The organism is Bradyrhizobium sp. Ses1 (genome assembly GCF_059512365.1).
Genome location: NZ_JCAMOQ010000076.1, coordinates 17,038 through 27,590 on the forward strand (window position 1 = coordinate 17,038; position 10,553 = coordinate 27,590).

The following is a 10,553-nucleotide window of genomic DNA, read 5'->3' on the forward strand; positions in this document are numbered from 1 at the left end:
ACGACGTAAGCGCAGCGAGGCGCCAGTGCTTTTATCTTGCCTTCCTAATCGGGCGGGCAAAGTCAACTCATTCCTACGCTTTTCTTCGACTCTTCGAACTTCAGGCATTACCGACTCCCTGCACCAACACACGCAAACTTCACCGCAGCCGCGACCGCGACGTGCATTCACCAGGCGGGGTCCATGCGTTCCTTCGCGTTCAGCACATCGGCCGTCGCATGCTCTTCATCAGGTTCGTAAACAGGGCTGTCCAAGCAGTCCGGCGCTCTCGCCCCCGAAGGGCGGCAGCAGGCAAGAGATAGCGGACATTCCCCGTTTCGCGGCCCCGCCAGGGGACGCTCACCGCGCGCGCGGATCTCTAGTTTCGCTCCTCCTCAACATGCCGGGCGCTAAGCCCAGCGCTAATCCGTCGTCATCTGCACCGGCGGCTACCGTGCAGGTTTCAACCGCAGCCGCTGCGTGATCTTGGCGCCAAAGCCAACGTGGAAATCGGTCTCGCTGACCCACATCCGGTGCAGAATGCTCGCAAGCTTGCGCGCGACCGCGGTGATCGCGCACAGCATGCTCGACCGTTTGGCGATCCGCAGGCCCCACGCTCGCAGTGCCGACCATTTTCTGACCCGAAGCAGCAGACTTGCAGCCGCTGCACACAGCGCCTCCCGCACGGAGATATCGCCCTGTTTGCTGATGCGACCTTCAAAATCGATCGATGTCCCAGACTGGTGGCGCTTCGGCGTCAGTCCAAAATGGGCGCCCACCGTGCGTGATCGGGCAAAGCGATGAGGGTCATCAACGCCGACCTTGAACGACAAGGCGACAACCGGACCGACGCCCGGAACCGTCATCAGACGCCGGCAAACAGGATCATGCTGGACCACCTGCAGGAGCACGCGATGCAGCCGATCGTAGCCCTCGAGGAGCGCGCGGCGCACGTCCAGCATGACCTCGATCGACATCACAAAAATCGGGTCGCTGTGCTCGATCAGCTCGCGGATGCGGGCGTCAAAGGCACCTCGGGCGACCGCTCCGACGAGCAATCCATAGGCCCGTAGTGCGCCCCGAACATGGTTCTCGAGGTCGATCAATTTGCGCTTGAGCAGCTTCCGGTTGGTCAACAACGTGCGCATTTTCTGCATATCGATATTCTTGACATGGACGGCGCGGTACCAGCCCAACCGCATCATCTGCGCGATGCCCCGCGCATCGTTTCGGTCGGTTTTGTTGCGCATTGTCGATAGCGAAACGCGCATGTGGCGCGCCTCGACGACAATGATTGGAAGCCCGGCTGGCTGCAATTCGCGATACAGCCAGATGCCTAGCGACGACGCCTCGACCCCCACTCTATCGAGGCGATCCGCGTAGCCTTCTACAGCGGAGCGGATCGTCTCTGGCTCCGTGCTGACCTTGACTTCGCGGACCGTGAGACCCTCACCATCGACGATGCAAACGCTGGTTTCTTCAAGGCCGACGTCCAATCCAACGTACAGTTTCATCGGCGCTCTCCCTTGTGGCAACGACCTTCCAAGTCGTTGCACCAGGCTCCAGATTCGGCCACGGCCGTCTTATCCCCGTGCACCGGTATCTCGAAGCCCGATTTGAAGAGCCCTCCCGCTTACCTGCGTACCTGCTTCAGCCATTGATCTCAATGGACCTGATTCTTTGCTGGCCTCGCCCTGCCCACAACGCGAACGACGGCGGCGGCTGCGTGTGCGCAAGACGTGCGCGCCCTTTTCGGGCGCGCACGATCAGCGCCATGCGGCAGTTCAAATATCCGGATTCCAGGTCCAGAGCGGGTGCGCCACGCCCAACAGATCGCAGCGCAGCACCGGGCCGAAGTATCGCGAATCAAACGAATGAGGGTGCGGCTGCAGCAGGAAAAATTCGCCTTCAACGAGCTCCAAGCAGCCTTCCCAGGTTGGCAGGGGCCGTCCCTCTTGATCGTTCTGAAGCACCTCTGCAACGACCTTTCCATTGACCGACACCGCGTCGATCGGCGCTTTGGTGCGGCACACTTCATCGCCGCCGGCTGCAGCCACATGCTTCAGAAGGGGTACCGGCCCAGGCAAAGCGCCATGCGCGATGATCAGGAGCTCGATAGCGGGCGGCGGTCTGAACAGTGCCAGTTCACCGCGCGCGGGCAGCCGCTGCTCCAGATAATAGAAGCCGAGTGGCGCGCTGCCCGAGGCATTGTAGATCAAAAGCGGCCTCTCGTTCGCGAAGGAAATCAGAATTGCGACGATACTGGCGCACGTGGCCGAGAGCACGGCCAGGTGGCGCCGGAGTCTTGCGCGATCAATCAGCATCGGAGGTCGACCTCCGCTTATTAGCTTGCGAATATTCGACGAGGTCTTCGATGTGGTAGCGGACATAACGTCCGTGCTTGCGGTACGCGGGCCCTCTGCCGTTCACCCGCATCTTCTCAAGGGTATTCTTGGTGAGGCGCAGCCAGGCTGCAGCTTCTATCGTGTTGAGAAAAGGTTTGTCCGGCTCTTTGTCGTCACTTTTCGTCATTTCCGACGCTCCTTGTCACAGACCTCGTCAAGCACGAGGCGTGAGAAGAAGCGTCGTCACATCGGCAAGCAAATTGGGAGTGGCGAACGTGGCAGGGTCTGTTTCGCCATCCTGCGAAAGCAAGTCTCGTCAAGCAGCCGCGGCAAGAAGCGGCTAACCCAGGAGGTCGCGATAGCCGCCCTTCATCAATTCGGTTCCCTTGGCAACAAGCCGTCGCGTGCGATCCTTCAAGAATTGACTATGCCCGTGCCATTCCTCCGCAACTTTTTTCTCCCCGAAGATCGCGATTGCGATCTGGCGGTAGGTCTTGCCCTTCAGGCTTTCGTCGAGCGCGATCAGAGCATGATGCAGACGTTCGTCGCTTGCAAATGGCTGTGTTTGTATTGTCCTCTGGCCAGGCTCGGTGAAACGCTTCAGGCGCTTCAGAAGCTCGAATTGCGCGGAGACGTCGCCGAGGCCATGGAGTTCAAAGACCAGCGCAAAGGACGCAGTCAGGACAGGAAGACCGCGGATTTCGAGGGGGACATGAACGCCCACTCCCTTCATCAATACCAACGGAACCTCGTCGACACAGATAACGGCCATTCGATTGACCTTGAAGTCCGCAAGCGTGAACGGCGGCGTGCTGTCGTTGCCAGTTCGCCTTTGGGCGTTGAGGCGGATGACCCGCTTCAGGGCATCGACGTGCCAGAACACCGGCGCCTGCCGGGCGCATAGGGAGGGATCGGCAAAGGCATAAAGTCCCCACCGTTCGGCGCGAGGAAAGCGTCGCCGTAGCCGCAACAGCCACGTCCCGTCGCTGAGTCTGATGTACGGCAGAGGTCGAGGAACGGAGCCTCGCCACTCGGCGATATAGTCTCTGTTTCGGCGCAAGAACTCCCACGCCCAGTCGCATGCGTCATAGCCCGCCGGATCAATGCGCGCGGCGCCATCGCGTGTACGACCGTGCGAAGACATGACGGGATGGTTCAGGGCCTGCCCCAAGCTAAAAAGCACTTAGGAGGCCGATCGTCTCGGCCAAATGGGGCAACAGAACGGCCCAGCGGGTACTTTCGCGCCCGATTGACGTCAGTCCGCCAGTGCCCAGATCATAGCCGCGCAAGCTTCTGCTGGCATCTTTGCGGATCGCCCAACACCGGATCACACCATGCCAATCGGCCATGGTCGCGAGAACCTTCTCTCGCCCCACGCACTGGCCCCGTGGCAGACAAACGACTCGAACGCAGTACCCCACGAACAGACGTCTCAATGTCAATCTTGCAAATTCAATGATACACTTTCTCGTGTGCGGACCGATTCCGGTCTGCACAATAAGCGATCTCATTTGAGATTTAACGGAGGGGCATATGGCCAAGAAAGCGAAGAAAGCGAAGAAGACCACCGTCAAAAAGGTCAAAAAAAAGAAGATGAAGAAGTAGGTCTTCGACGACCTGCTGCTCATTCCCACCAAAGTGCCTGCTGCGGCAACGTTTGCAATTGTTGAGCTCGCTTTGGTCTGGATGGAGCGCATCAATGGTTGGCTGGACCGCATGCCGCCTTGGGCGCCGTGCGGTCCGGTTCTCAAATTCTCACGGTCGCTCCGGTAGCTCCGCCCTGAGTTGGCCGAGCCCTCTAATGCATTCCATTCATCACCGTCACGACCTTCGATAGCAGGACGCCAGTCGACGTCAGCGCGGCAAGGCTGATGATCATTTGCGCCAGGCAAGTGCGCTTGAGCGTCACCGGTTGTGGATCGGGAAACACCTTAAACTGGCTCGCCATCGTCAGCTCCATGAAGCGGTGAACGCGTTTGTAGTGCCCGAGAAATAGGGTGAGTCGCGCCGATCGCCATGCACTATATTTGTCGCCCCTAAGGTTGACTCTTCAGCGACTCGGCGGCGCAAACTCGGGGGCACGAATTGAGACCACGGCGCCGAATCGGTTCACCTAAGTTCAGGTAAACAAAAGATTAACGGCTTCCGTCGCGCGGGTAAAAGGCCCCGCCCGAGTGGTTCGGGCGGGGCTCGGCGCGGAGAACCTCACTCGCCGTTCTTGCGCGGCCGCGACCAGAGGAGCGTGTAGCCCTCGCCGCCTTCGTCGTCGAACAGATTCGCGTAGATCGGCGCCGTGAAGGACGGATCGTCGAGCTTGAGCGAGAGATAGTCGCGGCCCTCCTCGGAGCGCTTGGACCATGCCGCCCCGATCTCGGCCCGACCGACGTAGACGCGGTGGCTGGGGGCGTTCTCGCTTGGGCGGTTGGGCTCGGCGACGATGCGCACGCCCTTGGCTTGCAAGCTCAGGGTGATGATCTCGCCCTGGAAATCGTTGCCGACCTTCTTGAAAGAACCGATATTAGCCATGTCACTTCTCCTGTTGTGTTTCGAGCCCGCGACCACCGCGGCCTCGATGGCGATCTGCAGGCCGAGGACGATCGGCGACGCACCCGCTTCAAGGGCCGGAGCGCAGCGGAGGATGCCGTTGTGGCGACTTTCTTGCCTCGCGAGGAATGGGCGCAGCCCAGGGGAAGAAAGTCGCATCAACGGCGTTGCGGCTCAGACGATCGAGGCGAAGCCGGTCTTCGGCCAGATCAAGCCATCAACGAGGCCACGTGCGTCCGCGTGCTGAACCACAAATCTTAAGGAGAAGACGTGGCGTATCTCGGTTGTGCTGAACAAGAGGTCGGAACGATTCGGCGCAGAAAGAGAAACAATCTGCTGCAAAAGGCGGCATCGCCTCCGAAGGAATGATCGAGATAACGCTGCTCCGCCGGAGCTAGGTGGGCCCGGCCGAAATGGCCGCGGCTTAGTCGAGGCGCTCCGAAGAGGGCCGCGACTACCTCTCGCTCAAGCTCGACGACGCCACGTTCAACGCGCCGATCTACGCGAATGTGTTCAACGATGAAGGCGGTGAGCGATCATCCCTCGCGCCTTGCGGCCGTCAGAATGGGTCGGGTCTCGATTCTGCACGGCCCCAGCCGGCTCGAACGGGCGGGGCTCCGAAAAAAAACGGTCGGGTGCGCCAACAACGTGCCGCTGATGCAAACCGCGCCCAAGCAAGCCAAGGTCTCACGCCAAGCCAGCAAAGGCGCCCTGATCTGGGAAGGGCGAACACCACATGATAGGCAGCTACGGCGGCGGGGACAGCGAGCGCGGTCGCGGTGACGATGCGCAAGGTCAAGGACCGAGTGATGGCGACGGCGGCCTGACCGACGGCAAGCATCAACGCGCCACCGGCCGTTCCGATAAGCAGCTCACCGACCACGCCGGCGCCATTCTGAAACGCCGCTATTCCGATACTCAGTGTGACGAAAAACGGTGACGCATACAGCGCGAGAGCGAAGATCGCCCAGCAGAACAAACCGATTCCGAATGTGTTGAGAACAACCCCAAGGCGAGCATGGGGGTGGCTCGATGTGCATAGATCTACCAGTCGCGCCTTTCACCACCACCGCAGCGAAACTCCGCTTAATAGCTTGGAGGCGATAAGACGGCGCTCACGCGCCGCCAAACCTCCAAACGGGGATGCCGAGCCGCTTCGCCTTGTCGGCGAGATTGTCCTGGATTCCCGTGCCCGGGAAGTGGATGACGCCGATCGGCAGGAGTTCGAGCATGGCGTCATTACGCTTGAACGGTGCCGCCTTGGCGTGCTTCGTCCAGTCCGGCTTGAAGGCGATCTGAGGCACCTTGCGGGTCGTTGCCCATTTGGAGGCGATCAATTCGGCCCCTTTGGGCGAGCCGCCATGGAGCAGGACCATGTCGGGATGCTTGGCGAGAACCTTGTCGAGGCGTTCCCAGATGAGGTGGTAGTCGTTGAAGTCGAGCCCACCGGTCAGTGCGATCTTCGGCCCCGGGGGCAACATGATCTCGGTTTCGGCACGGCGCTTGGCCGCGATGAAGTCGCGGGAGTCGATCATCGCTGCGGTCAGTGTGCGGTGGTTCACCAGTGATCCCGATCGGGGGCGCCAGGATGAGCCGGTGTGAGCTTCAAAGCGCTCGATGGCCTGGTCGCGGAAGAGCTCCAGGCAGTTGCGGCGCTCGATCAAGGTAATGCCTTCGGCGGTCAGGCGCTCAAGTTCGACCGATCGCACCTCGGAGCCGTTCTGCTCGCGCTGGCTTTTCTGCTGCGCCTGTTCGTTGTCGTCGAGTTGGCGTTCGATGCGGTCGACGGCACGATGGAACAGGTTAACGGTCGACCAGAGCAGATCGTCGAGGTCCGGCTCGAGTCGCGTGTCGTTCAATGTCGCGACCAAGGCGTCGAAGATATCGGCGACGGCGCCGGCGATCATCTTGCCATCGGGAAGCGGCCGTGGATCGGGCTGGTCGTCGAAGGGGCGGTAGCCGAAAAGTTGCAATTCGGTGAGAACGTGGTCGGTCGGAGATGCGGCGTGCGGAGGTTCGATGTCGTCGTGGTCGGTCATGGAGGAGGTCCTTTGCCGGATCGGCCGCGCCCATCGCGGCCTTCGTGGCGATCACTCAGACGGCATGCGGAGTGGGCCAGAACCCGAAAGGGCCGAAGCGGCAGCGGAGGATGGCGGAGGCCGGCTAATTTGCTTCGCGATGCAAAGCGCGCGGCCACGTGGCTAATGTGTCTTCTCATCGCCGGCGCGCGGCGGAAAATAGCCGGACGCAGCCATTGCCGGCCCGCACCCGCCTGCCGTCCGATCGCCCTCTAGAAGGCCGAGGTCGCGTCCTCTTCCGGCATCGGCCTCGCCACGAGCGACCCGTTCACGCCCATCGAATGCGGGGCTATTCCGGGGCCATCGTCGATGAATGCAGGTAACGGACGACGTCCTCTGGTACGAGTTGAAGCCGCAGTGAGACGCCCGGAGGGCATCAGGGCCGAAGATGCGCAGATCTTCGTTGAAATCGCCTGACCGAGGCGACAATGCGATCGCTTCAACGCCGACGGCTTCCGCGCGCTGGGTCAGAGTCGCCTGCACGGCATCTCCGGCGGCGTCGGCATCGAGCGCGACATAGAGACGACGCAGGCCAGATGGCAGCAACATCGCGGCGAGGTGATTGGCCGAGAGCGCAGCGGCCATGGGCAGGGTCGGCAGCATGCAACGCAGCGATAGCATAGTCTCGATACCCTCGCCCGCAGCGAGCACGTCGTCCACGGCGCCAAAGCGAACGGCGTTACCAAGCAGGTCGCCCATGGCCCGTCGTGGCGTATCGATGGGAGCCTTGCCGAGACGAATGCGATCAAAACCGTCTGGATCGAGCCAAGTGCGGTGCACGCCGGTGATCCGGCCATCGAGATCAGTGACGCAGGCGATCATCGCCGGCCAGGTTTCGGTGGGTAAGTGTTCCTCCGGCCGGTAGTAGCAGCGTGGGTGGTAGCGCAGGCTTCTGGCATGGTGGATGTGGGCTATTCCGCGGCGCTGCAAATACGTCTCGACCAGCGTCCCTTCAATCGGGCTCGACATCGCAAAGAGCCGACGAGCCGCCTCTTGCGATCCTGCCGGTGCAAGGGAACGAATGGACTTCGGCGCCAGTTGCGGCTCAAGACGAGGCAGCTTCAGAAACCACCTCGCTTCCTGAGCGACCTCGCGAAAGTCGCACAAGCCCCGGCTTTGGCGGATGATGTCCAGGAGATCGCCATGTTCCCCGGTCGCAGCATCGGTCCACTTGCCGGCGAGGCCCTTGGGTGAGTCCTGGAGCCGCACGAATAACGAGCGGCCCGGGCTGTTGTGAACGTCGCCGACCACCCAGTACCGTCCCGCACGCTTGCCATTGGAGAGATAGTGCCGGCACACCGCCTCGGCCTCACGCGCGAGACGGCGTGCTAGTTCGGAGATATCGCGGGACATCACGCGGCCTCCCGCTCGCTGATGCGCGCAACCGGATAGGTGTCGAGCACTTTCGATAGGATCGCGACGCCGGTTGCGTTTGTGGACACGAACATGCGGAGCTTCCAGGAGATGATCTCCCCAAAGAGGCCGTAAGCCCGGAGGCGATCGCACATCGTGTCGTTGAACCCCGACAGTTCGATGCGGTATGCGCCCATCACCCGGACGCGGCGAAGCTGGAGTCCCTCCGCGAGGTCGAGGACGGTCCGTCCTTCTATCAGCTCGGCAAATGCGGCGTCCGGCGTCAGCGAAGGCGCGTCCGCCGCAAGGACGTTCGCGACCCAGGCGGCCGAGACCCTGCGGCCGATGATGCGTTCGCCCACATCGGTCTGGAGACGATAGACGCGGGTCGATTCGTTCGGCAGGCGCTTCCAAACGGGTAGCAGCAAGCCCGCCACGACGTGGATCGTGCTTTCGGTGAACTGGGGCACCTCGGCAAGCTCCGCCAGCCAAACTGCGGCAAAACGTTCACGATCCGCTTCGACCCAATGGCTCTCCGCCATCATGTTCAGGGGGACCCTATGCTGCTCCATTGGCCGGATCAGCCGGACGCGCTGTTCAATCTGGCCCTCGTCGAGCATGACGCTCGCCGCTGGGACCTGCACGGCGGCTCGCCCCGAGCGCTCATTGATCAGCAGGACAGCGTGACACTCGGAGAGACGAGCAAGAGCGTCATCCGGACTCACAGGATGATTGCGCTGGCGCTGGGTGATCGTGAGCAGCCGGGTCTCGGCGCCCGTACCCGGATGGACATAGATTGTCCGCCGGTCGGTGACCGCAAAGCTCTCGGCGCGGAGCATTTCCAGCCCGACGTCGTAGGTGCCAGACGCAACTGCGCCCTCGATCCGAACGGTCAGGAGCTGCTCGAAGGCGGTGAACAGGACATTCTGCAGGTCGATGGTGAGCGCGAATAACCTGTTCAGGAATGTCGTGATCGGCGGAAGGTCATCCCTGAGACGCCCGCCGTCGCAAAGGCGTGCCAGTGCTGAAGCGATGTGCCTGAAAACCGCGTCCGCCATGCGTCGATCGACATTCGCCACCGCCGAGAACGGCGGGTTCATCAGGACGACGCTCGGTACAACACGCCCATCGAGGTGATCATCGATCTGGGCGGCGTCGAACCGCATGACCTTAACGTTGGCGAACAGATGATCGAGTAGCTCCGCGCGGGCCTCGGCCAACTCGTTCAGCATCAGAGCGCCGCCGGCGAGCTCGGCAAAGATGGCAAGCAAACCGGTCCCCGCGGAGGGCTCCAGGACTCGGTCGGCCGGCGTAATGCCGGCCGAGGTGCATGCGGCCAGGCCAAGCGGAATGGGTGTCGAGAATTGCTGAAACGCCTGACTGTCCTCGGAGCGCCGCGTGTGAGTAGGCAGAAGACTCGCGACTCTCGCGAGCATCGGCAGCATGGCGGCCGTCGAGCCAGCCTTGGCGCGCATCGCGGGGCCAAACTTGCGAAGGAACAGAACGGTTGCCGCCTCGCAGACATCATAGGCGATCTTCCAGTCCCACGCGCCGGCCGCGTCGGAGGCGCCGAAGGCCGCCTCCATGGCGCTGCGCAGGACGGCGGCATCAATGCAACGGCTGCGTTCGAGTTCGGTCAGGGCTTGTCGGGCGGCCTTGACGGCGGCAACGGTGAGACTAACAGCGGCACGCATCGAGAGCGGCGCGGCGGCCGCGCCGCTGGCGAGAGATTCGGTCATGGCAGGATTTCTCGGGAGAGCGGAAACGGGTCGAACCATCAGGCGCTCTCCTTTGACCCGACAGCTCAAACCCTTCCCGGCCCGGCTCTACCTCTCAGCCGTCGCAAATAAAAAAGGGACCGGCGCAGTGCACCGGTCCCCCGAACAACGGCGGGACAGCCGGAGTCATCCCGCTTTATGACGTCACTCAGCCGCGTCGAGCTGTTGCGGATCGTCGTCGCCGGCGCTCTCCCGATCCTCGTCGTCTGCGAGGAATTCAGGCAGTGGGCCCGCTTCATCTTCCCCTTCCGCTGGTGACGCGGCCGGGTCGATGAGCAGACCTGGGCCAACATCCGCAAGGTCGCGGATGCTCCGGAAGGCGCGAAGCATCTGAGCTTCAAGTCTCTCGACTACCAGGCCTAGGCATCGAAAGGCCCGATCTCGGCCGGGGCTTCTACCCTAGTACCCGGAATCAGAGCTGAGTGATACGGCGGCCTTTGAAGCGGCGTTGACGGACCTTTTTCTTGGTCCAGACG

General features: G+C 62.0%; 8 protein-coding genes and 3 pseudogenes. 2 read left to right on the plus strand and 9 right to left on the minus strand.

The window, feature by feature from the left end:
• Positions 1 to 428 precede the first annotated feature (428 nt).
• From AC5ZG5_RS42590 to AC5ZG5_RS42615, 6 genes are all read right to left on the minus strand, one after another.
• Positions 429 to 1,493, minus strand: coding sequence for an IS110 family RNA-guided transposase (locus tag AC5ZG5_RS42590; protein WP_456646605.1), 1,065 nt, complete (start codon positions 1,491 to 1,493; stop codon positions 429 to 431).
• 270 nt (positions 1,494 to 1,763) lie between these two features.
• Positions 1,764 to 2,303, minus strand: coding sequence for a S26 family signal peptidase (locus AC5ZG5_RS42595; protein ID WP_456646604.1), 540 nt, complete (start codon positions 2,301 to 2,303; stop codon positions 1,764 to 1,766).
• Positions 2,293 to 2,511 carry a helix-turn-helix domain-containing protein gene (locus tag AC5ZG5_RS42600; protein WP_456646603.1) on the minus strand — a complete coding sequence of 73 codons (219 nt, stop codon included), beginning with the start codon at positions 2,509 to 2,511 and terminating at the stop codon, positions 2,293 to 2,295. The genes AC5ZG5_RS42595 and AC5ZG5_RS42600 overlap by 11 nt, the downstream gene beginning before the upstream one ends.
• 153 nt (positions 2,512 to 2,664) lie before the next feature.
• Complete coding sequence (locus AC5ZG5_RS42605; protein WP_456646602.1) at positions 2,665 to 3,294, minus strand: DNA -binding domain-containing protein; 630 nt, start codon at positions 3,292 to 3,294, stop codon at positions 2,665 to 2,667.
• Between the two features lie 828 nt (positions 3,295 to 4,122).
• Positions 4,123 to 4,272: a hypothetical protein gene (locus AC5ZG5_RS42610; RefSeq protein ID WP_456646601.1), complete on the minus strand. Its 150-nt coding sequence runs from the start codon at positions 4,270 to 4,272 to the stop codon at positions 4,123 to 4,125.
• A gap of 257 nt (positions 4,273 to 4,529) precedes the next feature.
• Positions 4,530 to 4,850, minus strand: a complete 321-nt coding sequence (locus AC5ZG5_RS42615) for a DUF736 domain-containing protein (protein WP_456646600.1) — start codon at positions 4,848 to 4,850, stop codon at positions 4,530 to 4,532.
• Positions 4,851 to 5,266: 416 nt separating this feature from the next.
• Between AC5ZG5_RS42615 and AC5ZG5_RS42620 the strand changes: the two are divergent.
• Together AC5ZG5_RS42620 and AC5ZG5_RS42625 are read left to right on the plus strand one after the other, a co-directional pair.
• Positions 5,267 to 5,413 (plus strand): annotated as a pseudogene (locus AC5ZG5_RS42620) (DUF736 family protein); the annotation flags it as partial.
• Positions 5,414 to 5,604: 191 nt separating this feature from the next.
• Positions 5,605 to 5,808, plus strand: coding sequence for a hypothetical protein (locus tag AC5ZG5_RS42625; RefSeq protein WP_456646599.1), 204 nt, complete (start codon positions 5,605 to 5,607; stop codon positions 5,806 to 5,808).
• 175 nt (positions 5,809 to 5,983) lie between these two features.
• On the opposite strand, the gene AC5ZG5_RS42630 is transcribed toward AC5ZG5_RS42625, so the two are convergent.
• The 3 genes and pseudogenes from AC5ZG5_RS42630 to AC5ZG5_RS42640 form a co-directional block, all read right to left on the minus strand.
• A complete protein-coding gene (locus AC5ZG5_RS42630) occupies positions 5,984 to 6,907 on the minus strand; it encodes a DUF2493 domain-containing protein (protein WP_456646598.1) in 924 nt (307 codons plus the stop codon).
• A 328-nt stretch (positions 6,908 to 7,235) separates the two neighbouring features.
• Positions 7,236 to 8,299: pseudogene (locus tag AC5ZG5_RS42635) on the minus strand (DUF7146 domain-containing protein).
• Positions 8,299 to 9,306: pseudogene (locus tag AC5ZG5_RS42640) on the minus strand (strawberry notch C-terminal domain-containing protein); the annotation flags it as partial. The pseudogenes AC5ZG5_RS42640 and AC5ZG5_RS42635, both read right to left, overlap by 1 nt.
• Positions 9,307 to 10,553 lie beyond the last annotated feature (1,247 nt).